The sequence below is a fragment of the Sphingomonas sp. QA11 genome, assembly GCF_028473665.1.
GTDB classification, from domain to species: domain Bacteria; phylum Pseudomonadota; class Alphaproteobacteria; order Sphingomonadales; family Sphingomonadaceae; genus Sphingomonas; species Sphingomonas phytovorans.
Window position 1 is genome coordinate 5,374,037 of record NZ_CP098774.1, and the last position, 24,300, is coordinate 5,398,336.

Genomic DNA, 24,300 nt, shown 5'->3' on the forward strand with positions numbered 1-24,300 from the left:
GACGAAGCGGGTTGCGTTGGCAATCCGTAACGCCCCGTCACCGGGCGCGGCGATCGACTGTCACTATTTTGTCGTGGCTACCTTACTGGGCTGGGGAGTTTTGCCGCCGGATGCCTGAGTCCCCGCGCTTTGCGACAGTTCGGAACGGACTTCGTCGGTGCGAATCCGGTCGAGCACGAACCATACGGCGGCTGACAAGAGGAACAGCAGCGCGAAGGTGATCAGCACGGGCACGGCTTCGCCGTCCTGCCCCGGATTCGCCTCTTCGGACTGATCGGTAACTCGCTCGTTCATACGGTCCCCCACATATTTGACAGGCGCAACGGCGGTGCGTCCCGCTGGTTCCCGACGGAAGATGCAGATCGCCCGGCAGTGGGCGCGTTGAGCCTCTGCCGCCCGGTGATCGTGCGCCCCCCTAACAGAGCGATGATCGATATGGGAAGCCAAAGACGGTGGGATGGTCCCCGCGGGAGACGAAAATGCGTCGAACACGACAGGAAGCCTGTCCTTGCGGCGTTAGACTTAAGTCTAATCGCGCAGGATTCCTGAGGACATGCCGATTGCCTGCTCGCGGGCGGTTCCCGCCAGCCTCGCAAACGCCTCCGGGGAGGGCGTGAAACTTCCGCCCGGAATGATCGTTCGACCGAAATGACCGGAACCGAATGCGACTGGCTTGCCGACCGCAAATCCCTTTCTGATTCCACCGTACATATGCTTCGCGAATGCTGGTTTCTCGCCCGGAGCCTCGTTCCGGCGGGCAGGGTGCTGCGGCGACGCTTCAACAACCGTGGTGGCGCGCGTATCCTGTTATTGCCTGGCCTGTTCGCCACCGATGCCGCGATGCGGCCGATGCGGATCGCACTGCGCTATGCGGGCTATCGCCCCTATCGCTGGGGCCAAGGGCGCAACCTGGGGGCTTCGGCCGACATGTTCGACCGGCTCGACCGGCGGCTCGATCAACTGCAGCGGCGGGACGATCGGCCTGTCATCCTGCTCGGCTGGAGCTTCGGCGGGTTGATGGCGCGCGAATATGCGAAGGTCGCGCCGCATCGCGTTCGCGCCGTCATCACGCTAGGCAGTCCCTTTTCGGGCGATCTCAGCGCAACCATGCTGGCGCGCGTCTATGAATGGATCGCCGGGCATCGGGTCGACGCGCCGCCGATCGAGTGTACCCTGTCCGAGAAGCCCCCGGTGCCGACGGTGGCGATCTGGTCGCGTTGCGACGGCGTGATTCCCGCCTCCGCCGCGCGGGGTGCGACGACGGAGGCGGATCACCGGATCGAGGTATCCTGCGCTCATCTCGCCTTTCCTTCGGATCGCGGTGCGCTTGCAGCGATACTTGACGCGATCGCACGCTGCTGCCCTGAAGAGGCGATGTCCGTACCGGCCCATCGGCCGGCCTTCGCGGGTGGCGATCTCGTCCGGGGTTTGGCGGCCTGATTTCGCGAACCATCCATGTTAAGGCGTCGTGTGACGGCAGCGCCTAGGACGAAACCCTGCAATCCCTTGCGCGCACGTCCGGCGCGACGAACGACGGAGCCGAAATGACCGCGCCAAAAGACAAGGCAGCAACGGGCGTTGCAGGGCTCGACGACATCACGGCGGGCGGATTCACCCGCGGTCGTCTCTATCTCGTCGAGGGTAGCCCGGGCACGGGCAAGACGACGATCGCCAGCCAGTTCCTGATGGCCGGTGCCGCTGCGGGCGAAAGCTGCCTGTACATTACCCTTTCCGAAACCGAGGAGGAACTGCGCGAAAGCGCCGGGTCCCATGGCTGGACGTTCGGCGACAATATCGAGGTGTTCGAGCTGGTGCCGCCTGAAAGCCTGCTCGACGAAGATCAGCAGCAGAGCCTGCTCTATTCCTCCGACCTTGAACTGGGCGAGACGACCAAGCGAATCTTCGAGGCGTTCGAGCGGGCGAAACCGGACAGAGTCGTACTCGACAGCCTGTCCGAAATCCGGCTGCTCGCGCAAAGCTCGTTGCGCTATCGCCGCCAGATCCTCGCGCTGAAACATTATTTCTCGCACCATGGCTCAACGGTGCTGATGCTCGATGACCTGACCACGGAAATCCTCGACAAGACGGTCCACAGTGTCGCGCACGGGGTGATACGTCTCGAGGAATTGTCGCCCAATTATGGCGCCGAGCGCCGCCGCCTGCGCGTCGTGAAATATCGCGGCCAGCGCTTTCGCGGTGGCTATCATGATTTCGTGATCGCAACCGGCGGGGTGCGCGCCTTTCCCAGGCTGGTCTCGGCCGAACACAAGGGCAGCTTCGCCCGCGATCTCGTGCCGACCAGGCAAAAGGCGCTGAACGCCTTGCTCGGCGGGGGGGTCGAGCGTGGATCAAGCACTCTCGTCATTGGTCCCGCTGGTACCGGAAAATCATTGCTGACCCTGACTTTCGTCGCCGATGCGGTCGCGCGTGGCGAACATGCCGCGTTGTTCATCTTCGACGAGGAGATGGGCCTGCTCAAGGCGCGATCCAAGGCCCTCGGCATCGATCTGGCGGGGATGGTCGACAGCGGATCGCTGACGCTTGAGCAGGTCGATGCGGCTGAGCTGACGCCCGGTGAATTCTCCGAACGGGTGCGCAATTGCGTCGAGCGGCACGATGCACGGGTCGTCGTGATCGACAGCGTCAACGGCTATCAGGCGGCGATGCCGGAAGAGCAGGCGCTGATCCTGCACATGCACGAACTGCTGCAATATCTGAACCGCCAGGGCGCGACGACCTTTCTCACCGTCGCGCAGCATGGGCTGGTCGGCGACATGAAGGCGCCGGTCGATGTCACCTATCTCGCCGACACCGTGATCCTGCTGCGCTATTTCGAGGCGGCCGGGCGGGTGCGCCGCGCGATCTCGATCGTGAAGAAGCGCACCGGTCCGCACGAGGATACGATCCGCGAATTCAGGATCGGCGGCGACGGTATCGCACTGGGCGAGCCGCTGACCCAGTTCCAGGGCGTGCTTCGCGGGGTTCCGTCGCTGATCGGACGGGCGGGTGCCGGGATCGACGAATTCGTCGCCGAATGAGGCATACGTGAACCTAACCTCCGCCCGGCGCGCGATCATCCTCGCCCCGCATGGCCGCGATGCGATCATCGCGGCGGAGATGCTGCGCGAGGCGGGGATCGTCGCGTCCGTCGCGCGCGATCTTCCGGCGCTGGTGACGGAGCTTCGCGCCGGCGCGGGTTTCGCACTCGTCACTGAAGAGGCGTTGCGTGGTGCCGATCTCCATCCACTCGACGCCTTCCTGCGGGATCAGGAGGAATGGTCTGACTTTCCTTTCATCCTGCTCACTCAGCGCGGCGGCGGGCTGGAGAGGAATCCGGCGGCGGTGCGCCTGCTCGAGACGCTCGGCAACGTCACCTTCCTCGAACGCCCTTTCCACCCGACGACGCTGATCAGCCTCGCCAAGTCGGCGGTGCGGGGCCGGCTCAGGCAATATGAGGCGCGGTCCCGGCTGGCGGCGATCAACGCGAGCGAAGCGCAATTTCGCGCCTTCGCCCAGGCGATGGCCAACCACGTCTGGACCTCGCCGCCGGATGGCAGGCTCGACTGGTTCAACCAGCGCACGCTTGACTATAGTGGCCTGGCGCCGGCGGCCCTGCTTGGGGAAGGCTGGGCAAGCATCGTGCATCCAGGCGATATTGCGGGCGCTGCTACCCTTTGGGCGGCATCGCTCGCTTCGGGTGTCGATTACGAAACCGAGTTTAGGATTCGTCGCGCTGACGGGGAATATCGGTGGCACCTCGTGCGCGCTCTGCCGATCCGTGGCGAGGGCGGTGCGATCCTGCGCTGGATCGGTACCAATACCGATATCCACGAACAGAAATTGTCCGAGGCGGAGAGCCTGCGCGATCGCGACCGGTTGTGGATGCTGTCGCAGGATCTGATGCTGGTCTGCGATTTCGACGGCATCATCACCGCGGTGAACCCTTCGGCAACACGACTGCTCGGCTGGAGCGAGGCAGAGATGGTCGGCCGCAACATTGTCGACTTCCTGCACGCCGACGATGTCGCGACCACGGCCATGCAGATTGCCACCCTGTCCGCCGGGGCGACGACGCTGGCGTTCGAGAATCGCTATGCCAGCAAGCAGGGCGGCTATCGCCTGCTCGACTGGACGGCTGTGCCGGATGCCGGGCGCATCCACGCGGTCGGTCGGGACATTACCAAAGAACGCAGCCTCGCGAGGGATCGGGAGCGGATCTGGAACCTCTCGCCCGTGGTGAAGCTGGTCCTGTCGACGTCGGGTGAGGTCCATGCGGTGAATCCGTCCTGGACCAAGGTTCTCGGCTGGAGTTTGGAGGAAACGGTCGGCCGCACGATCACCGATTTCGTCGCGCCAGAGGAATTACCGAAAAGCAGGCTCGCCCTGGAGGAACTGTCGGGCGGTGCACCATTGCTTGAGGTCGAACGAATCTATCTGAAAAAAGATGGCGGCCGCTGTCGCCTGGCCTGGATCACCGTCGCCGATGGCGGCACGCTCTACAGTTTCGGGCGAGACGTGACCGCCGAGCGCGAAGCCGCGGCAGCGCTTGCCGACACCGAAGCGGCGCTGCGCCAGTCGCAGAAGATGGAGGCCGTGGGCCAGTTGACCGGCGGCATCGCGCACGACTTCAACAATCTGCTGCAGGGCATCACCGGCAGCCTCGAGATCGTCCAGCGACGATTGGATTCAGGGCGGCCAGAGGGGATCGAGCGTTTCATCGCCGGGGCTACCAGCGCCGCCAACCGCGCTGCCGCGCTTACTCACCGGCTGCTTGCCTTCTCGCGCCGTCAACCGCTCGATCCCCGCCCGGTGGATGCCAATCCGCTGATCGCGTCGATGGAGGATCTGATGCGCCGCACGCTTGGCGAGCATATCGACCTCGACCTGATCCTGGCCGAGGATCTGTGGTTGACCTTATGCGACCACAACCAGCTCGAGAACGCGATCCTCAATCTCGTCATCAACGCGCGCGACGCGATGCCCGACGGCGGCAGGCTGACGATTGAGACCTCCAACGCCGATTTCGACAAAGGGTACGCCGACCGGCATCGCGATCTGGAGCCGGACCAATATGTCTGTATCCGGGTGACCGATACCGGGGACGGGATGGACGCCGACACCATCGCCCGCGCCTTCGAGCCGTTCTTCACCACCAAGCCGCTTGGCCAGGGCACCGGCCTTGGCCTTTCGATGATCTACGGTTTTGCGCGCCAGTCGGAAGGTCATGCCGAGATCGAGAGCGAGCGCGGTGTCGGCACAAGCTTCAGCCTGTACCTGCCTCGCTACGCGGGGGTGGTCGAGACCGAGGAACCAGCGCCGGAGCTGACTCCCACGGCGCCGACCGACTTGGCCGAGGTGGTTCTGGTCGTCGAGGACGAACCGGTCGTGCGTGGGCTGATCGTCGAGGTGCTGACGGAGCTTGGCTATCGTGCGATCGAAGCGGGCGACGGGCCAGAGGGGCTTGAACGGCTGCGTGAGCGGGGCCGGATCGATCTCCTGATCACCGATATCGGGTTGCCGGGACTCAATGGCCGCCAGATCGCCGATGCGGGTCGGGAGCTTCGGCCTGGCCTCAAGGTGCTCTACATGACCGGCTATGCCGAGAATGCGGCGCTCGCGCCGGGGTTCCTCCAGCCCGGCACCGGGCTCATCACAAAGCCCTTTGCGATGGAGGCGCTGGCCATGCGGGTTCGCTCGATCATCGAAGCGCCGGTCGGGGCTTCGACCCACACTCCGGCACACGCGATGCCGTAACCCAGTTATTGTGGAACCCGGTCGGGGCCCTTGCGAAGGGGACGACCATCAACGCATCCTGCGGAACCGGTTGCGCCCGCTGGCCTGCCGCTCGATGCCGTCAGGCCAGCGGGCACATCCCCGCGCGCATGACGGGCGTGCCGTTGGTGAACCAGCGGCTTGAATCCTGCATCGTCGCGGTGTCATGATAACAGGCCTCGCCCGTGCCGGTCGCCGGATCGAACCGGAACGTCCAGTTGAGCCCGCTGCAATCCCGTGCGTTGCAGCCGGCCGCGACGACCTTGTCGTCCTGCGCGAAGATCGGCTTTTCCGGCTCTCTGGTTTCGCTGAAATGGGCCCGGATCGCGTTGTCGCGCACTGCCTCCGCCAGCGCCTTCGATACATCGGTGCGATCGAAGAACAGCACGCCGCCGACCGGATCGTTAGGGAACTTGCCGATATAGGCGATGGCCGGTGTCTGCGGCGTCTGCCCCGGCAACGGAGTCGCGGCGACTTCGCGCGGCGGTACGAAAGTGGTGGCATTGACCGGCTCGGGGCCCTGACCGGGCCCGTTGCCGCATCCCCCGAGCAGCAGGAGCGCGACGAGGATCGGAGAAGTCCGAATAGGGAAAGGGATGGTCATGATCCACCAACGCACCGATCGGCCCGGCGGGCCCGTCCGATCGGAATCGACCGGACGGGGTATTTGAGTATCGTGGGGGCGCTGAGGGTCGCCCCGCGATACTCTTATGGCGTCTTGTCCGCCTGGTTCTCGCGTTCGGCCGCGATGGCCGCCTTCTCCGCCGCGCCGATCGGCTCCCATTCCGCCCCGCGTGGCTCGGTGGTGGTGAAGGGCTGGCCGGGGCGGTAGAGGACGCCGCCGGTATAGACGTCGTGGGGCGCGGTGTAAGTCCTGGGCTGCTTCATGGTGCTGCTTCCCTTCGCGCTCACGGGTTGGTCTGGTTGCCCGCGGTCACGCCGGCGGTGATCTTGCCCAGCGTGGGCGCGGTGCCGGCGACGGTGTATTTCAACCGCAGATAGTGTTCGTCGGTGCCGACCGGCAGCTCGTCGGGCAGCAACAGCTTCGCGCCTACGGCCAGGTCGGCCAGCGCGTAGGTGGGCGAACTCCACACCGTCTTCGGCGAAGAGAAGCCGGCATTGTCGTCGGTCTCGATGCCGATGGTCAGCGAGGTCAGGTTGTTGAAGCTCTCGACCACGCTCGCGCGGATCGCGATCTCGCGGCCTTTTCCGACATCGCGGGTGAGGGCGGCGGCACCGCCGAACACGGTACCGGTCGTACCGAGATCGATGATATTGGTCGAAGCCGCCGTGGCGGTGACCGCCTGGGCGTTCGAGAACAGGGTGGTTGCGTCGAAGATCATGTCTTTTTCCTTTTTGCCTCTTCCCTCTCCGGCCTTCCCCGGCGCAGGCCGGGGTCCAGTTGGGGACGGGAATCGATTGGCGCTGCGTGAGGTTATTTCAGTCTTCTCGACTGGACCCCGGCCTGCGCCGAGGAGGAAGAGGAAGGTTTTACGAAACCACGCTCTCCGCGTTGATCAGCGCATCGGTCTCGCGGATCGGCATGCCGCGATACGACAGCACCTCCTCGCCCTGCAGCTCCATCGGCTTCAGCATCAGCGCGCCATTGGCCGAGTTGGTGCCGAGCGCGTCGAGTGCCTGCAGCATGTCTCGGTTCATGTAGATGACCGTGCGGCCCTGTGCCGCGACGTTCGCCGCCATCTTGGTCGCACGACGCCCCTGCAGCTTGTAACAGGCCTGGCGCATGAAGCCGTAGAGATCGACGGTGCCCGCAAGCACGTTCGACACGTCGATATTCGCGATCCGCGCATTATAGCGCCAGTCGCGTACCGCCACGCCGATATGCTGGCGGAACAGTTCCTCCTTCACATAATAGATATTGCCGCTGCCGTCGGTGGTGCGCTGCTCGCCCTTGTCCTCGCGCGTGACGCCGGCCTTGGTGCCCTTGGGGTGGATCAGGGTCGTGTAATCGTCGCCCCAGGTGACGAACCAGATCGAGGTATTGTCCGACTGGACCCCACCGGCATTGACGATCTGGTTGCCCGCGCCGCCACCGCCAAGCGAGGAATAGCGCGCGGCCAGGCCCTTGAACTTCTCCGGCGTGGTCGTCGTGTTGTGGTAGAAGAAACCGCGCGACACCTCCTGTGCCATCGCTTCCAGATAGGCGCGGCCTTCCGACAGGCGCACGCCGCCGGGATTGTCGGAGATTTCGAGCAGCCGGGTATCGACGGTCGACAGACCCTCGACGAAGCCGGTCGTGTCGTCGACCTGCTGGGTAGTCGACTTGGACTGCGGGATGCCCTGGTAGAGCCGGCCCCACGCGACATCGGGCAGGCCGGTGCGGATGGTATGACGGTGGACGGTGCCCATGTTGCAGGGCGCGGTCACCGCGTCCTCCATGATCGGGTTGAGCTGCCGCAGAACCTCGACCACTTCGCCGAGCTGGCCGTCGGCGCCGCCGGCGCCCTTGTAGAGATCGATGAGATTGAGGAACGAATTGCCGATGGTTGCCATGTCTTACCCTCCTTTGGGTGTGTCTTCGGGGTAGAGCGTCTCCGCCCTGTCTCGCTTCGAATGGTGGATGCCCGACGAGCGTTCGAAGCCGTCCTCGCCGATCGCCTTGCCGACCCGCTGGAACGCGCGGATCATTTCGGGGTGGTTGCCCAGCCCGCTCTCGTCGAGCAGCGTACGGAACGCGCTGCCCTTGCCGAAGCCGAGGGCGTCGAGCGCCTTGGCCGCGGTGCCGATGGTGGACGTCCAGTGTTGGCCACCGATCTCCGGATCGTTGCGCGCGCTGTCGAGCCACGCCTTGCGCTCGGTCTGGACCTGGCCGAGCATCTGACGGTTGTGGCGATCGAGAACGCCTTGGGCGAACTGGCCCGCCACCGGCATCAGCTTGTTGGCCTGCTCGTTGGAAAGGCCGAGCTCGCGGAAGACCGGGGTAGCCAGCTCGATCGCGACGGGATCGAGGGTCAGGCCCTCGGGCGCGGTGAGCTGATACTGGGCGGGGGCCCCGGTATCGGTGTCGGGCGCGTCGCCTCCATCGTCTTCCGGCAACTCCTCCCCGTCATCGGCCCCGCCATCGGCGACTTCATCGCCAAGCGCGGAAGGTTCGAAATCGTCGAAGCCGTCATCCGCCTCAGGCGGCATCGTCTCCGAGTTCTGCATAAGTGTTTCGTCGTTCAAGGACATTCTCCTTGCGCCCCGAATGCGCCAGTTCGTGCAAGGTTTGAATCAAGGTCGCGGCGGGGATTCCGCCGGGCAGCGCGACCGGTTGCGCCGCATCGAAATCGCGCAGGATCTCGAGCGCGAGCGAGCGCCGGCCTTCGAGATAGAGGTGGCGCCCATCGGCGATATTGGCGGCGGTCTCGAACACCCCGGCACTCTGCACGAGCGACAGGAGGAAGCGGCGAAACGGCGCGCTTTCCAGCAGGGTGAGCTTGTCGGTCTTCTCGATCATGGGGTGCTCGCCGAAACGCCCTCTCCCCTTTTTTGGGGGAGAGGGAAGGGGCCCGCGCCGAAGGCGTGGGAAGGGTGAGGGGGAGTGAGGTTCGAGACCTTCAACTCCCGACCGTCACCCCGGACTTGTTCCGGGGGCCATGGTGCCGCCAGAGCGGCGGGTCGTGGTGCGTGCGGACCGATGGACCCCGGAACAAGTCCGGGGGTGACGAGGAGGATGCGGCTATTGTCCCGGCTCCGGCCCTTGTCCGGGTACCAGCCCCGCCGGCCCACCCTGCGGCCCCGCCATCCGCCCGAGCATCTGCATCGCCGCCGCGCCGTCCTTGGCGGGGCCGGCCATCGCTGCCATCTTGGCCATCTGCGCTTCCTGCTCGCGGCCCTGGCGCAGCTTGCCAGCATCCTCGACTGACCGGATGATTCTGGGCGGCGCGCCCGCGCGATCGGCATAGTCGTCGACGATCGCGTCGACATCGAGCCGATCCGCCGCTTCCGGGAAACGTCCCGCCAGATTGCCGACGAACGCCACCGTCCGCTCGATCTGGCCGAGCCCGACCATCCGCTGCATCTGTGCCAGGATCGACACGAAATCGACCTTCACCGGCTCGCCCTGAAGATGGTCTGGCGCCGGCGGCAGCAGGCCGCGCCGCGTCATGATGCCGAAGGTCCGGTCGATCGTCACCTCCAGCTTCTCGTTGTTCACGCGTTCGATCACCGGGCCGAGCTGAGTCAGCTTTTCCTCGTTGCGGCTGGCGATCTCCTCCACATTGCGCGGCTGGATGCCGTCCATATTGGTGATCGCCATGAACAGGTCGGCATAGGTCAGCCGGTCGATCGCCTCGGCGCAGCGGTTCACATCCTCCATGATCGCGCCGATCGCCGCCGGGTTGATCATATAGGGCACGACCACCCCGGCCGCGTCGACCGCCGAGGCGGAGACGACATTGCCCGCCTTGCCGGTGAGCTTCACCGTGGCCGGCACGATCTTCTCGGGTCGGATCAGGAATTCGGTCGCCTCGGTCTTGCGCTTGGTCTGCAACTGCAATTCGCGCATGTCGGGCAGCGCGTCGAAGCCAGGCGAGGTGCCATAGGTGTCGCCGCCGGTCGTGTCCCAGCGCGGCGCCCAGAAAGGCTGCTCCTCATAGCCGGAGACGCGCAGCACCCGGTCGGCACGCCCGTCATTCTCGTCCCAATAGACCGACCGCCACGGCTTGCCCCGCGCGGTCTTCACGCCAGGCAGCCGGTCGTCGTTCGGCTCGATCGCGTGGATCACCGGGATCTGCTCGTCATAGCGCCCGTTGGCGTGGCAGTTGCGCACGAAGTCGCTGGCCGTCTCCAGGCCGAACGACTGCACCACCTGATGCACTGACATGGAACAGCGGCGATACAGCGTGTCCGGCACCATCGCATCGCTCAGCGCGGTCCAATATTCGCCCGCGGTCAGCGCGTGGCACACCGCGCCCTCGCGGTCATGCTCGACCATCACACAGGCATCGGTGCCGAACAGCCCCATCTCGGCGTACCCGGCCTTGACCGCGCCATAGAAATTGGTGCCCGCCAGAAAGGCGTACATCCGCTGCTCGACCTCGCTCAGCCAGGCCTTCACCGCGCCGTCGCCCGCCAGATCGGTATCGAACGGGGTCAGTCGGAACCACGGGCGCGAGGGCGAGGAAAGCCCGCTCGTCATGCCCCCGGTCAGCGTACGGAAGCTGAGGATCGCCCGCGCATTGTAGATGGCTGAATTGCCCCGCCGGAAATTGCGGTTGTTCTCGGATGTGAGGAAACGCGATCGGGAGGGCTGCGCATATTTCGCGATCTCCGCCCATTCGGCTTCATAGGGCTGGCGGGCTGCCTTCAGCGCCGAAAGGCGCCGGTTGCAGCGCTCCTTGAGGGAGACGTTGGGGAGCGCGGGGCCGGGCATCAGCCGCCCAGCACCGTCGTGGTCGACGGCCCCGATCCTTGTCCGAGGAGACTCGAGAAGACGGACGTCATCATCGCGCGGCGACGACGAACGCCATCCTCGACCCTCGGTGCGGTGGAGCCGCCATCCGGCAGCTTGAGCGCCTGGCGCTCGGGAATTTCTTGCGGCTTGGGGGGCTTTGGCATGCACATGCAGTGCGGAATAGGGGCTTTGGGGAAGGGTTTGAATCGAGGGGCGGGTTGCAGGGGTGGGCAGCCCGTGAGGTCGGTGAACGGCTGCGCTCCAGCGACCTGACGGGAGTCTTTCCTTTCGATCTATAGCGTGATCCCGAACCGCTCGAAGTCGGTGCGAATCTCCGGGGCCACTTTCAGCGCCGCAGCCATGTCGGCTGCCGACTTGTCCTTGTCGCCTTTGCGGGCCCAGGCCACGCCCCGGCCGAACAGCGAAAATGCCATATGCGGGTATTTGGCCAATGCCTTGTCATAGTCGGCAATCGCATCGTCGAGCCGTCCGAGGCGCAACAAGACGAGCCCTCTGCTATCCAGATAAGCGGCTGTGCCCGGCGCCTTGTTCAAGGCGGTGTTGCAATCCGCCAACGCGGCTTCAAGTTCTATTCCCGCCTTTGCCTTCGACCAGCACATGTTGTTGAAATCGAAGGCTTCCTTGGCTTTGGCGCGAGCACTGGTAAAATCCGCCGCCGCGCGTTTTGCATCACCCGATCGGGCATAGGCGATCCCGCGGTCGGTAAGGAGCTCGGCGTTCCCCGGTGATTTATCGATTGCCGAAGTATATGTCACGACAGCTCCCGCGAAGTCACCCTTGTCGACCTGCACCTCGGCCTTTGCGGTGAGCACATCTTCGTCGTTCGGATCCAGTCTCGCGGCGGCGTCGAGGTCAGCCTGACGACCGGCAATATCGGCTTTGGGACGCATTACGCTGCGATTCAGATAGATATAGGCCTCGGGCTTGATCGCGATTGCCCGATCATAGGCCTTCATCGCCTCCGCATCCTGGTGGAAAGCAGCGAACAGATTGGCGGCCGTGACATGCGCAAAGGCAATATCCGGGTTGGCAGCTTCGACTGCCACTGCTTCCTTCAGTGCGTCCTCATTCTTGCCCTGATTCCGCAGGATGTTTGCCCGCAAAAGATAGAGGTCGATCCATTTCGGGTTGATTTTCAACGCCGCCGCCGCGTCCTGCAGGGCCGCTTCGTCATTCCCCGCAGCCTTGTTGGCTTCAGCGCGATGCCCCAGATCGAAGGGATTGCCCGGATCAATGCCCAATGACTTTGTATAGGCCGCTACGGCGTCCTGAGGTGGGCCCTTGCGCTGCGCGATCATGCCGCGTCCCCGCCAGGCGCCGCCATTGTTTGGATCGATCGCGGCAGCTGCGTCGAGATCCTTGGCAGCGAGGTCGAGATCGCCTTTCCAGACGCGTGCGATACCCCTGTTTGCTATGGCCCACGCATTTTTCGGATCAAGCGTGCTTGCCTGGTCAAAGTCCTTGATCGCCTCGTCTTGGCGGTTTCGGTCAAGCAACAGAACACCTCGATCGAGATATTCTTGCGCGGTCGTCGGTGTCGCGGCGATCAGTAAATCCGCCTCTTTCTCGGTCGGCTTGTAGCCCGGGGGCTTGCGCAGGTAGGTGGTCTGGCTGGCGAGTTCACGGAGTTTGGCCTGGGCGGCGGCGGCGTCCTTCGCGGGGAATTCCGGCGCGACGCTTCGTTCCGTCACCTCGATCGAGAATACCGCTGCCTCGACCTTGGACTGCCGATGATATTCGATACCGGCGACCGTCTGGTTCACGTCGCTCTTCAGTGCGGACCTGACACCGGCAAAGCTGGGGGGGAGAAGGATGGTTTCGGTCGATCGCTGATAATAGGGGTACGGCACGGCAAACGGCGCGTTCTGGTCCTGGGTCGCCGCCCGGGCGAAGTCGGCCTTGTACCCAACCCCGGTTCCGTCCGTCTCGTACCAGCCGCTGCTCCAGTCCATCTTGGCCAGTCCGTCCATTGAGAGGCGCAACTCGCCGGACTTCGGATCGAAGGTCGAACTGGCGGATGTCATATCGACAAAGTCGTATTGCTCCTTCCAATAGTCGCGCAGCATGGAGGTTCGCGCATCGCCGACGAGATTGGCTAGCGAAGCGTTCATGGCAACGGCGCCGTCACCGCGAATAATCGTTTCGACCTTGAATGGCGCCGGAATGGTCAAGCCTGCGGTCGCGTCGATCCGGATCGAAACATCGCGCGTCGGCACCTCCAATGGTGTCGGCACCATCCGCACGAGCGCTGCTCCCGCCGGTATGAGCGGGAGGCCCCATCCGAACGCCGGTATTGCCAGCCTGTCGAGACTGGTGTCGCCGGAGCGCGTGCCGTCGAGCCAATAGCCCTTGCCGGCAATCGTGGCGCGAACAAGGACATGGTTGAACAGCCCGATCATCGGCAACCGGGCATCCATGCCGTCACCGAAGATGGTGCTGACCGCGACCGGTTCTGCCTGGATATCCATGGCGTGCAGCAGCGCGAGCAGAAGAGCGGTCTTGCCCTTGCAGTCGCCATAGCGACGAGACCATGTCGCCTCCGCATCCGCAGGAACCAGGCCCCCGGCTCCCATCGCCAGGGCGACGTACCGGATACGATCCTGGACGAGTGCGAGTGCCGCTTCGGCCTGTGCCTTCGGATCGCGCGATACGCCGCGAATCCGCTCCAGTTCCGTACGCAACGGGCCTTGCGCCGGCACTGTCGCTGCCTTCTCGTAAAGCGGCGCCATCAATGCCCCGAGATCGGCCCATGAGGCGAAGTCTGTCATCTCGGCGAGCCGGCCGATGCGATAGCGGACAGGGGCGCCCTTGGGCGGGATGATCGGCTTAACATCGTCCAGCAGTATCTCGACGGAGGTGCTGTCGCCTATCTTGACCGGCTTGAAGGCGGGCAGGGAAGGAGTCTGCCGGAGCCGCGTTTTCATGCTGTTCGGCCATTGCATGCGCAGGTGCGCGCGACCGATCGGGGTGTCGTCCCAATTGGCCCCGATCTGTTCGACATGACCCTTCAGTACCGGGTCGCTGGAGGAAACCGATATCGCGAATTCCAGCACGTCCCCGACCTGAAGGCCTTCGGGCTGGATATTCGCGGTGAGAACACCGTCCAGTGTTGCGCTCTCCAGATTCTGCTCCCGCCGGATGACGGTGAAAGTCTGTCCGGAGGCGAGAACGTCGATGGTCTGGTCGCCACGCAGGATCACGAGCCTGTGCACCGTGAGTTCCTCGGTATCGGGGCGCCACGGAAAGGATATGTTGCCGACGGTAAGGCCCTGCGGCGTCTGTATCTTCAGGGCCATCTGGGAATACACGGTCTGCCGGCCAGGCTGTAAATCGACCTGCTGGTCTGACAGCAGCAGCTGGACCGGCGCCTCGTCGGTTTTTGGGGGCGTGGATGGCAGGCTGACCGGCCTCACCCATGCAGGGGCCGGGGCAATCAGTGGTTTGTCACCCGCATAGGCTGGGCTTGTCAGCGCACCCGATACCGCGAGCGCACCAAGAAAAGCTCTCATCTGTCTACCCCCTCGACCGGACTGATGTCTGTCGAGACTATCGCCGGATGCTCGCATCCTGGATCATCATCCGACAGGCATGCAAGAACATCTGCCGCCATCTCGACTTGGTCATTCGTGATCGTGCCGGTGCGCGGCGAGCCACATGACAGGCGCGTCGCCGGGCGCCCATGATGCCAGACGCGCCATCGCCTGCTCGAACAACGGGGAGGCAATATGGTCCGCGAGCCAGCGTTGCACCCCCGGCAATGGCCGGGTGTCGAACCATATTCTGTCGACCGAGGCGAATTGCCGCACGAACGGCATGATCGCGATGTCGGCAAGCGACCGCGCCTCGCCGCACAGGTTTCTGCTGACGGCTAGCCGTTCCTCCAGCTCCCTCAACAGCATCGCACCGGCCAGACGATGTTCCTCCGGGTCCGCATTGTGCCGGTCGGCATATTTGTACCGGTCGAGATGATGCTTGAACCGGTCGTCGAATGTCGCGATCAGCGCTGTGTCGTCACCCGTCAGCCAGTCCTCAGGGTCGGCGCGCCGGAGAGCCCAGCGCATGATGTCGAGGCTTTCGTCGATCACCTGTCCATCAGCCAGGACGAGGACCGGGACGGTTCCCTTTGGGGAGACGGCGATCATCTCCGCCGGCTTGTTTCGCAGGACGATCTCGTGGATCTCGATCCGGGCGCCACTCACCAGCAACGCCATGCGCGCGCGCATCGCATAGGGGCATCGCCGGAAGCTGTAGAGAATATCCATTCGCCTCAGCGCGCATGCAATCGCGCCAGCGCGATGCCGGCAAGATTCTGCGACCGCTTGATATGCCGGATACGCGGCGGGTTCGCGGCGGATGTGATGGCGCGGAATTCCTCCAGATGCTGGATATTGCCACCGCGGCATTTCGCGGTTCCGTTGGCCTGGTTCACGACGGCAACGGAATCCCCGATGAACACCACGTAGGTCAGGCCAAGTTTCCGCGCCAGGCCGACCGCGTGGATCAGGGCGAGCCATTCAGCATCCATCCCGGTTCCCGGCCCGAGGTCGCGTTGGATATGGGCCTTCCCGCCGATAACGACCGCGATTTCCATTCCTTGAGGGGCAGGGCGACATCCGCCATCGAAGAATATTTTGACGCGGGATGTCATGCGGGGCTCACCGTTATGTCATTTCGGCGCGGGCGCAATGTCGCCAAGCGCTAGGATGCCGCCCGGATTGTCGTGGGCGGGTCCGGCACCGGCGCGGTGACGACGGCGAACCGGCGCATGACGATCCGGTTGCGGCCCTCCTGCTTGGCGGCATAGAGCGCCTGGTCGGCAAGCCGGTAGAGCTGCTGGAAATCGCTCGGCATGGGCGCTTCGGCGACACCGATGCTCGCCGTCACCGGTCGCTCGCCGATCGCCCCGCGATGGTCGCATGCGGCGATCTCGAGGCGGACATTGTCGGCGAAGCGGGCGAGGGCGAACCCCTCGATCCCGGCGATCATCAGGGCGAACTCCTCACCGCCAAGCCGGGCGACCGCGCACATCGCGCCTTCCCATCGTTCAAGCCTCCTGGCGATACAGCGCAGCACCATGTCGCCCGCCTCATGGCCATGGGCATCGTTGACCGATTTGAAGCGGTCGATGTCGATCAGCAGCAGGGCGGCGGATGCACCTTCCGATCGCACCGGGTCGAGCAATGGCGCGATCGTCTCGACGAAACCGCGTCTGTTATACAGTCCGGTGAGCGGGTCGCGCCGCGCAAGTTCATTTGCCCGTGCCTCGGCGGCGCGGGCATGGTCGCGCTCGATGCGAAGGCGCGCAAACCGTCTGGTCGCGGCGATCGACAGCCACAGCGTCTGCCATGCCGCGGCCAGCAGGATCAGCAGTTTCGAGCCACCGCCCCAGAGGCCGCTGTCGACATCCGCGATCTGGATGAATCCCAATGTCGCCATCGGCAGCGACCAGGCGCCAGCGAAATCGCGTGCTTCGGCGCTGCCGTGGCGCCAGGCCCAGGTGAGGCAGGCTGCCACGGCCAGCAGATCGGCCAGGATGAGCATGCTTGCCACGTTCGCCAGCGAATCGATCCCCGCGCCACGGACGAGGGCGAGTGGGATGCCGAGCAGCGCGATGCCGCCGCCCAGCGCGAGTGTCGCTTTTTTCGCCAGGCGCGGCAGGTCGGCCGGGCTGAGCGAGGTGACGACGCTGGTCGTCGCCAGGGCGATCGCGAGACAGGCGAGGAAGGTGCAGGTCTGCGCTGAGATGGTCCCCGCCATGCCCGGGACGGCGATCAGATGTATTTCCGACCAGATTACGCCCCAAAGCAGCATGCACCCCGCCCAGCCGCCGTGCCAGGCAAGGAATTGCCGCCGAACCGAGAAGGCAAGCGACAGGTTGTAGATCGCGCCGATCAGCAAGAGCGTCAGCGCCGCGCCGATCGCCGCAGCCAGCGCCGCTGATTGCACGCCGCTCTCGCCCCGCGTCATCAGCCGCGCGTGGAGGAGGTTGTGACTGGCAAGGGCATCGAATCGCAATGTCACCGCAACGAGCGGCGCGTTCCGGGCGGGCGCCTCGAAGGTGATCTGTCCGCCCGTCCGCCAATGCGATCCGTAGTTGCCGCTGCTGACCTGCTGGCGCTGTTCAGTGCCGTCCGCATAGGAAAATATCACCGCGAGCCTGTCGAAGCGCGAATGATGAATCATGAGCACCACGTCGTTGCGATCGACCGGCAATCGCCTGAGATCGGCGCGCAGCCAGAGGCTGCCCCGCTGATAACCGGCCGGCGAACCGCTGCAGTGGAAACGCAGCGAGGGGAGGCCGTTGTCCGCTTGTTGCCGCCCGGTGACGGCGTTGCAAAGCGATCCATCCAGGAGCGTTGTCTCAGCGACAGACGGAAGCGACCAGCACACGGCGGCGACGCCGAACGCGGCCAGCAGCACGCGTGCCGCGATGGCCCGGCATGAATCCCCAATCCCGCTCATGCTTCACCCTTTGCACTGATCGGATGAGAAAAGTCTTACCCAGCATGCTGTGGCGGGGCTTGCTTTTCCCGGGCAGAGATGGCGCTGCTCGCCGTCAGCAAAAAAGGCCGCCCCTTTCGGGACGGCCTTTCCATTGTCAGCCGGACACGGCTGGGAAATCAGGCGCGCAAAGCCCCCGCGCTGGAGGTCGTGCTCGCATGATCCGCCATGGCCGGCGTGTGACAATGAGACATCTGACCACCTCCTTTCCGTTGTTGAACAAGGGCTTGGATATGGGGTGCCCGCGCCGGGGATCAAGGCGCTGAATATCGGGCGCGGTGCCGCTACCGCGGGTTCCTGTCGAAATCATTCTTTCCCCGCGGGCGAAGCTGGATCGTCCGGTGAATCGACATATCTATATCTTTGCGCCCCCCGCGCTTCTGAATGCCGCGCGACGGCGCATGCACGGGCGTGACACCGCCCGGCGGCTGTGAAAGGATGTGGCGATCATGAAGCGCGAGGAGAGACGTCATGACGATGGGCCAGTTCCACGCGGCAACGCATCAGTGATTGCCGCCATCGCGGCAGGGGTGGCGGCGCTGGCCGGCGGGCTGGTGCTGTTCTCGCGTTTCGCCGCGCGCCGGATCGAGCGGGAGGTGCCGCCCGACGGCCAGTTCGCCACCATTCATGGCACCCGCCTTCACTATGTCGATCGCGGCCACGGGCCCGCCATCGTGATGATCCACGGGCTTGGCGGCCAGATCCGCAATTTCGGCTATGCGCTGGTCGACCGGCTCGTCGCCGATCATCGCGTCATCCTCGTTGACCGGCCCGGCTCGGGTTATTCGGCCGCCGGGCACTCCGCGAGCATCGCGGTGCAGGCAGGGCTGATCGCCGGACTAATCGAGACGCTGGAGCTTGATCGTCCACTGGTCGTCGGTCATTCGCTGGGCGGCGCGGTGGCACTGGCCTTGGCGCTCGATCATCCCGACAAGGTCGGCGGCCTCGCGCTTGTCGCCCCGCTTACTCAGCCGGAGGGTGCCGTGCCCGCCGCGTTTCGCGGCATTGCGATCAACTCGCCCGCGGTGCGCCGCGCTGTCGCCTTGACGCTGGCCACGCCGCTTGGCCTGCTCTCCGGCGACAAGGGCGCGGTGGCGGTGTTCGCGCCGGAGCCGGTCGCGGCCGATTTCGGGACGCTGGGTGGCGGGCGGCTCGTGCTGCGGCCTGGCGCCTTCCATGCCGCCTCGACCGATCTGGCGGCTGCCCGTACCGACATGGCCGGGTTGGCCGCCCGCTATCCCGATCTGGCGGTGCCCGTCGCGATCCTGTTCGGCCGGCAGGATGAGATCCTCGATCCCACGCTGCATGGCGGCCGGATCGCCGCTGATGTACCGCGCGTCGAACTGACCCTGATCGACGGCGGGCACATGATCCTGATCACCGCGGCCGACACGGTGGCGCTTTGGATAAGAGGGCGGATCGGCGCTGCGTGAAGCACCGCCGATATGGAGGATTCGTTAATCAATACGGTTTAGGCTGGTGGCCCATGAAGTTCGTGCTCGCCGCCATCCTGATGCTGGTCCTGGGGGATCTCGCATTCGCTCGTGGTGCGAATACCGCCATGCTCACCAATGCCGTGATGCATTTCTTCCACTCGGCCGGAGAGGAAGGCCGCTCCTCCATCTTCTCGCGCTGAGCGGTTGGCAACGGCCATCTGACTCCCCCGGGAACAGGGCTTGTCGGAGCGCCGCGACCTGAGGGGAAGAGTGGGCCGGAGATGCGGTTCAACCTCCGGCCCATCCCGCCACCGTAAAAGGAAGAGTCTCCAAATCGGTCGGCACCGGGCAATATAGCCATTTTGAGGATAATATGGATTAGGTAGTTTTCCGGGTCGATTCCGCCCCCGGGAAAAACGGGGGAAGCGCAGGCGCTCCGCCGCTAAACGCTTGCCCTCCCGCGCTCCGATCAGCCAAGGGCAGGCGCATGACGTTTCAGGTAGACATGGGAACGGACGGCACGGGCAAAACAGTCCATGTCGATCTGGAGGAGTTGCTCGCCACGCGCCTGCTCGTCCAGGGTAATTCGGGCTCGGGCAAATCCTATCTCCTGCGCCGGCTGATGGAGCGCAGCGCCGGGCAGGTGCAGCAGATCGTGATCGACCCGGAAGGCGATTTCGTCACCCTCGCGCCCTATGGCCATGTCGCGATCGAGGCGGTCGATTATGCGGTGGGCGAGATCACGCGTTTCGCCGCGCGCTGCCGCGAGCATCGCACCTCGGTGGTGCTCAGCCTCGAGGGGCTGGAGATGGAAGGGCAGATGCGCTGTGCCGCCGCGTTCCTCAACGGCCTGTTCGATGCCCCGCGCGAGCATTGGTACCCGGCGCTGGTGGTGGTCGACGAGGCACAGATCTTCGCGCCGGCGGCCGGCGCGGAGGTGAGCGAGGAGGTACGCCGCGCCTCGCTCTCCGCCATGGCGAACCTGATGTCGCGCGGTCGCAAGCGCGGTCTCGCCGGCATCATCGCGACCCAGCGGCTGGCCAAGCTCAGCAAGAACGTCGCGGCGGAGGCGAGCAACTTCCTGATGGGCCGGACCTTCCTCGACATCGACATGGCGCGCGCCGCCGACCTGCTCGGCATGGAGCGCCGCCAGGCCGAATCGATTCGCGATCTCTCACGCGGCACGTTCCTTGGCCTCGGCCCCGCCATCGCGCGCCGGCCGGTGATGGTGAAGATCGGCGCGGTCGAGACCAGCGCGCGCAGCTCGAGCCCGGTGCTGACCCCGCTGCCCCAGGCCCCGTCCGACGACATGATGACCTTCCTGCGCGAAGGCATCGAGGAGCCGCCCAGCACGCTGTTCCCGCTGTTGCCGCCCGGCGTGTCGCCCGCGCCGCGCACGCCGCCGGCCGCGCAACTGTTGCAGGATCTCGCCGCGACGCCGCCGCGCGAACATGACAGCGCGCCGGAACAGTCGCTCGAGGAGTTGGAGGAGGTGATCGTCCAGGTGCTTCGCGCGATCATGGACGATCCCGAGGCGACGCTGCGCACGGCCGCCGTGCTGTTCCAGGATTTCCAGGTCCGCTGCCGCATGGCGGGGGTGAAGCGTTCACCGCTTGACCCGTCGGCCTTCGCTCGCCGCCTCGCCGCGGCGCGCGCGGGCATTTTCGACCGGCTCGACGAGGAATGGCAACAGGCGCTCGAACAGGCGAACGACCTGCCTGATGACATGCTCGGCGCGTTCCTGCTGGTCGCCCGCGCAGCGCGCGAGGGCGAACCCTGCCCAAGCGATGAGGATGTGGCGCGCACTTACGGCACGAGCTCGCTGGGCCGTGCGCGACGGGTGATGAGCTATATCGAGGGGCGCAATATCTTCGTCACGCGGGTGGATCTGTCGGGGAAACGCTCGATCACCATCCCCGGCCTTGGCTGGACGACCGCCGCGGCCGAGGTGGGGTGAGGAGAGTTTCGTCGAGCCGCTCTTGAAGGGCGAGATCGGCAGCCCCGCGCACCAGTCGCTGGCGTATCAGGTATCAGATGCCGGCACGACATATTCGTTCGTTCCGAATAGCCATCGTGCCTGCCGAGATGGCGTATCGAGCGACGCAGGTTTCGCGCACTGCCTCTGCTCCGATATTGGCCGCCGATCCGGCTTGTCTGCTTGGTCACGACTGTTTGCGGACGACGGCTGATGGTGCCGATTCCAGTCGTGCTGCTTTGAAAATCCTGCCAGCATCACGCGCTCTCCTGCTCTCGCATCATGACATTTTTGTCATGTTGCCGTCACCGCCGCGGCGAGCCCCTCCGCATAGCCTCCCCTGCAGCCGACTGTATCGGCGGGAGAAAATGCCATGATCCGTACATCGTTGTTTGCCCTTGCCTCGCTCGCATTGCTCACTGGCACGCCGGGCCTCGCCGCGTCCTGCAAGGATGCCAAGGGCAAGTTCGTGAAATGTCCGACCGCCGTCGCCGCACCGGCCGTCGTCGCCGCCGGCGTGACCAAGGACGCGAAGGGCAAATGCCACATCGCATCGGGTCCGAAAAAGGGCCAGTTCACCAAGTGCAAATAAGCGGGGCGGTTTAAAGCCCTTCGCGCGCCACGCCCGGGTTGGCCCCGGTGCGTGGCGTTTTCGCGTCTATCGCTTCTTCTTCTCCGTGCAGCGCACCACGGTATAGTCCATCTTCAGCCGGCTCGGCCCGTTCGCGCAATCGGGCGGGCTGTCGAGGTGGAGCAGCATCACTCCCTTGTCGGCCGGCAACGGTGCGGCGCCGGGTGCGAGCAGCTTGCGCAGCGCCGCGCGGCCCTCAGGCGTGGCGACATAGGTGCTGTGCCCGATCGGCGTTCCCGGAATGTCGGTCCCGTCGATCACGGTCAACTCGCCGGGTGCGCCGCGCGGGACGGGATAGCAGCGTGGCTGGGCGATGGCCGGGCCCCTGCGGCGCTGCAGGCGGAAGGCACAGCCGACATCGCCCGCGCGGGGATTGCCGTGCACCGCCCAGCTGCTGCGCAATGCCAGATCATGCCCGGAGGCGAACAATGCGATACGCCGCCCCGGCCGGACGATATCGGGCGACACGTCGCGATCGAACAATTCCCGGTCCATGTCGGGCGCGGCGAGCACGACGGTGCGGACCCGCGCCGCCAGATCGGGCGCGCTCGCCTGGAGGTGGCGCAGCCCGTCGATCGCAATGCGGCCGCCCATCGAGTGCGACACCAGCACGACATCCGGCGCGATCCGCGCCAGATCGGCCAGCGCCGCGTCGAATGATGGCTGGGTCCAGCGGGCATTCTCCTCGTCCCAGCCATATTTGGCCAGGGCATGCTGCGACGGCCAGAGGAACGCGACCACCGGCCCGTCGAAATGCGCCGCCATGGCGACCTGGTCAGCCATCGACAGCGCACGCGCGGGCGTGGTGTTGTAGCCATGGACGTAAAGCAGCACCCGGCCCTTTGCACCATTCCCTGCCGTCTGCAGATCGCGCCGCAGCCGATCCTGCCACGCAGTCGCGGTCGACAGGGCAAGCACTGGCAGAGTCGGGGTGCCGTGGGTCGCCACGCCGTAGCGGACGGGATCGGGCGGTGTCTCGCCATAGGGGTGGAAACTGCCCCGCAGAACGCTCAGCGACAGGGGCGTGTCGGCGGCGCAATCGGGCATGCCGGTGGCGACGAAATAGACCGGGTCCTTCGTCGCCGCGGGATCATTGGTCTGCCCGGCGCAGGTGCCGGCGGCCGGGCCATAGGCCGGCGGGATGGTGATGCAGGCGGAAAGGGGCAGGGCGCCGAGGATCGTCGCCAGCGTCAGAAATCGCTTCGTCATGTCTTCGTTCTCACCGCGCACGCCGTCCGGCCGTGCTTTGACATTCATTCGCCCCTCGGTGAAGGGGCCCCGGGGAGGAGAAGGCGCCGATCCCGCCATCATGGCTGCGCCACACGCTGACGGCGGACTGGACAGGATCGAGTGCTGCTCTCATCTTCCGATCCATGTCGGATATGGGCGAAGTGGTTGGCTTTGTGGTGGAGGTTGCGGGTGAGGCCGTTGTTGACTTCTGCACGGACCCGTCTGTCGATCGAAAGCGAAAGCGCGGTGACCTGTTCCCCGCATTGCTTGCGGTATTTGCCGTCGTCGCGGTGGTGATCGTGCTGGCGGTGTGGTGGTATAGGTAGACGAAAACCTCTGATCTGGTTGCATCCGTTGCCAGCGCAGCTCAGCTCTTGAAGCAGTGCTCGCGATGCCACTGCAGGAAATGTGGGTGCGGCCGATCGGCCGGGCGAAGCGGCGGCAGGGCATGGCCGCTCTTGTTGATCATCGCATTCACGCCGTCCGGATCGTTTATCTGGCGGGAGACGAGGATCTTCAGGTCATCGTCCAGGCCGATCAGCCCGCGATCGAACATCCAGTGCACGGTGCCGGAAAGGGCGAGCCCGTTGTTGATGATGTCCGGCCCGCTCGCCTCGACCGGCCGGATATGCGCCGCTTGCACCTCGGCACGGCCGCCGCCGTTGATCAGCTTCAGGCCGGTGATGGCACAACGCTCGTCATAGGCGCGCAGCACGACGCGGCGGAAGATTTGCTTCCGCACGATGCGCGATCCGTAATAGCTGATGCGATCGCGTTCCTGCTCGAACGGGAAGGGCGCCCGTTCATCCTGCACGAAATTGTCGGAAGGTGGGGAAAGGGCGGCATCGTCGTCGCGCGGCAGCAGCCTGTCGTCCCCGCCAAGCCCAAGCTCGATGATGCGATTGAAATCGGCCGCGGAGAGCGGCCGAACCGCCGATTGCGCGCGGCCGGATATGGCGCCGGCCTCGTTCAACAGGCCGCGCTCGACCGGATCGCCGGGGCTGCCGAAGGGCACGGGATCGGCGAAATCGAGGTAGCTGCCCGGCTCGATCAGCGCGATGTACATGCCCGGCGCACCGGGGTCCGGAATGATCTGCTTGACCTTGGCGACAGCGAAATAGCCGCGTGTCCCCCGCACCTTGCGCGGCTCGTAATAGACAATCCAGTCGCCGACGGTCTGCTGGGCGCGGGTCAGATAGGGGCGGGGGAATTGATAGCGTTCTGCGGGGCTGTCTTCGTAGATCGAGTCTGCTCGGTGGATGAAGACGCCGAAGGCCATCCCCGAGCTATAGAGTGGAACTTCGCGAGACCAAGCGTTCGCTGGTTTCCACGGTGA

24 protein-coding genes are annotated in these 24,300 nt (G+C 65.2%); 9 read left to right on the forward strand and 15 right to left on the reverse strand.

Translation table 11 applies throughout. The annotated features are described in order from the left end of the window. Positions 1-63: 63 nt before the first annotated feature. A complete protein-coding gene (locus NDN01_RS24810; RefSeq protein ID WP_272624888.1) occupies positions 64-294 on the reverse strand; it encodes a hypothetical protein in 231 nt (76 codons plus the stop codon). A gap of 354 nt (positions 295-648) precedes the next feature. Here NDN01_RS24810 and NDN01_RS24815 point away from each other — a divergent pair, with 354 nt between their 5' ends. From NDN01_RS24815 to NDN01_RS24825, 3 genes are all read left to right on the forward strand, one after another. Next, the gene (locus NDN01_RS24815; protein ID WP_272624889.1) at positions 649-1,440 is read left to right on the forward strand and encodes an alpha/beta fold hydrolase; all 792 of its coding nucleotides are present in this window, start codon (positions 649-651) and stop codon (positions 1,438-1,440) included. Between the two features lie 104 nt (positions 1,441-1,544). Then, positions 1,545-3,038 carry an ATPase domain-containing protein gene (locus NDN01_RS24820; protein ID WP_272624890.1) on the forward strand — a complete coding sequence of 498 codons (1,494 nt, stop codon included), beginning with the start codon at positions 1,545-1,547 and terminating at the stop codon, positions 3,036-3,038. Positions 3,039-3,045: 7 nt separating this feature from the next. Next, positions 3,046-5,754, forward strand: coding sequence for a PAS domain S-box protein (locus NDN01_RS24825; RefSeq protein ID WP_272624891.1), 2,709 nt, complete (start codon positions 3,046-3,048; stop codon positions 5,752-5,754). 100 nt (positions 5,755-5,854) lie between these two features. On the opposite strand, the gene NDN01_RS24830 is transcribed toward NDN01_RS24825, so the two are convergent. From NDN01_RS24830 to NDN01_RS24885, 12 genes are all read right to left on the reverse strand, one after another. Continuing rightward, positions 5,855-6,376 (reverse strand): hypothetical protein, encoded by a 522-nt coding sequence (locus tag NDN01_RS24830; RefSeq protein WP_272624892.1) that lies wholly within the window; start codon positions 6,374-6,376, stop codon positions 5,855-5,857. Positions 6,377-6,480: 104 nt separating this feature from the next. After that, entirely contained in the window at positions 6,481-6,660 is a 180-nt protein-coding gene (locus NDN01_RS24835; protein WP_272624893.1) for a hypothetical protein, read from the reverse strand. Between the two features lie 20 nt (positions 6,661-6,680). Further along, a complete protein-coding gene (locus NDN01_RS24840; protein ID WP_272624894.1) occupies positions 6,681-7,115 on the reverse strand; it encodes a Bbp16 family capsid cement protein in 435 nt (144 codons plus the stop codon). A 148-nt stretch (positions 7,116-7,263) separates the two neighbouring features. Beyond that, on the reverse strand, positions 7,264-8,286 hold the full coding sequence (locus tag NDN01_RS24845; protein WP_272624895.1) for a major capsid protein: 1,023 nt from the start codon (positions 8,284-8,286) through the stop codon (positions 7,264-7,266). Positions 8,287-8,289: 3 nt separating this feature from the next. Further along, entirely contained in the window at positions 8,290-8,958 is a 669-nt protein-coding gene (locus NDN01_RS24850) for a hypothetical protein (RefSeq protein ID WP_272624896.1), read from the reverse strand. Next, entirely contained in the window at positions 8,912-9,232 is a 321-nt protein-coding gene (locus NDN01_RS24855) for a Bbp19 family protein (RefSeq protein WP_272624897.1), read from the reverse strand. The genes NDN01_RS24850 and NDN01_RS24855 overlap by 47 nt, the downstream gene beginning before the upstream one ends. 222 nt (positions 9,233-9,454) lie before the next feature. After that, positions 9,455-11,149 (reverse strand): portal protein, encoded by a 1,695-nt coding sequence (locus NDN01_RS24860; RefSeq protein ID WP_272624898.1) that lies wholly within the window; start codon positions 11,147-11,149, stop codon positions 9,455-9,457. After that, positions 11,149-11,334 carry a hypothetical protein gene (locus NDN01_RS24865; protein WP_272624899.1) on the reverse strand — a complete coding sequence of 62 codons (186 nt, stop codon included), beginning with the start codon at positions 11,332-11,334 and terminating at the stop codon, positions 11,149-11,151. Before NDN01_RS24865 ends, NDN01_RS24860 begins: the two co-directional genes overlap by 1 nt. A 129-nt stretch (positions 11,335-11,463) precedes the next feature. Beyond that, positions 11,464-14,700, reverse strand: a complete 3,237-nt coding sequence (locus tag NDN01_RS24870) for a tetratricopeptide repeat protein (RefSeq protein WP_272624900.1) — start codon at positions 14,698-14,700, stop codon at positions 11,464-11,466. Between the two features lie 111 nt (positions 14,701-14,811). Then, a complete protein-coding gene (locus NDN01_RS24875; protein ID WP_272624901.1) occupies positions 14,812-15,453 on the reverse strand; it encodes a glutathione S-transferase in 642 nt (213 codons plus the stop codon). Between the two features lie 5 nt (positions 15,454-15,458). Beyond that, positions 15,459-15,716, reverse strand: a complete 258-nt coding sequence (locus NDN01_RS24880; RefSeq protein ID WP_336298330.1) for a reverse transcriptase-like protein — start codon at positions 15,714-15,716, stop codon at positions 15,459-15,461. 173 nt (positions 15,717-15,889) lie between these two features. After that, complete coding sequence (locus NDN01_RS24885) at positions 15,890-17,653, reverse strand: GGDEF domain-containing protein (protein ID WP_272624903.1); 1,764 nt, start codon at positions 17,651-17,653, stop codon at positions 15,890-15,892. A gap of 78 nt (positions 17,654-17,731) precedes the next feature. Here NDN01_RS24885 and NDN01_RS24890 point away from each other — a divergent pair, with 78 nt between their 5' ends. The 5 genes from NDN01_RS24890 (at position 17,732) to NDN01_RS24910 (ending at position 21,695) form a co-directional block, all read left to right on the forward strand. Then, a complete protein-coding gene (locus NDN01_RS24890; protein ID WP_272624904.1) occupies positions 17,732-17,854 on the forward strand; it encodes a hypothetical protein in 123 nt (40 codons plus the stop codon). A gap of 287 nt (positions 17,855-18,141) precedes the next feature. Continuing rightward, a complete protein-coding gene (locus tag NDN01_RS24895; protein ID WP_272624905.1) occupies positions 18,142-19,125 on the forward strand; it encodes an alpha/beta fold hydrolase in 984 nt (327 codons plus the stop codon). Between the two features lie 53 nt (positions 19,126-19,178). After that, positions 19,179-19,328 carry a hypothetical protein gene (locus NDN01_RS24900; RefSeq protein WP_272624906.1) on the forward strand — a complete coding sequence of 50 codons (150 nt, stop codon included), beginning with the start codon at positions 19,179-19,181 and terminating at the stop codon, positions 19,326-19,328. A 287-nt stretch (positions 19,329-19,615) separates the two neighbouring features. Beyond that, positions 19,616-21,085, forward strand: coding sequence for an ATP-binding protein (locus tag NDN01_RS24905; protein ID WP_272624907.1), 1,470 nt, complete (start codon positions 19,616-19,618; stop codon positions 21,083-21,085). A 391-nt stretch (positions 21,086-21,476) separates the two neighbouring features. Then, on the forward strand, positions 21,477-21,695 hold the full coding sequence (locus tag NDN01_RS24910; RefSeq protein ID WP_272624908.1) for a hypothetical protein: 219 nt from the start codon (positions 21,477-21,479) through the stop codon (positions 21,693-21,695). A 66-nt stretch (positions 21,696-21,761) separates the two neighbouring features. On the opposite strand, the gene NDN01_RS24915 is transcribed toward NDN01_RS24910, so the two are convergent. After that, positions 21,762-22,943 (reverse strand): alpha/beta hydrolase, encoded by a 1,182-nt coding sequence (locus NDN01_RS24915; RefSeq protein ID WP_272624909.1) that lies wholly within the window; start codon positions 22,941-22,943, stop codon positions 21,762-21,764. 164 nt (positions 22,944-23,107) lie between these two features. Between NDN01_RS24915 and NDN01_RS24920 the strand changes: the two genes are divergently transcribed. After that, complete coding sequence (locus tag NDN01_RS24920) at positions 23,108-23,290, forward strand: hypothetical protein (RefSeq protein ID WP_272624910.1); 183 nt, start codon at positions 23,108-23,110, stop codon at positions 23,288-23,290. Positions 23,291-23,331: 41 nt separating this feature from the next. On the opposite strand, the gene NDN01_RS24925 is transcribed toward NDN01_RS24920, so the two are convergent. Beyond that, entirely contained in the window at positions 23,332-24,243 is a 912-nt protein-coding gene (locus tag NDN01_RS24925; RefSeq protein ID WP_272624911.1) for an HNH endonuclease, read from the reverse strand. Positions 24,244-24,300: the final 57 nt, after the last annotated feature.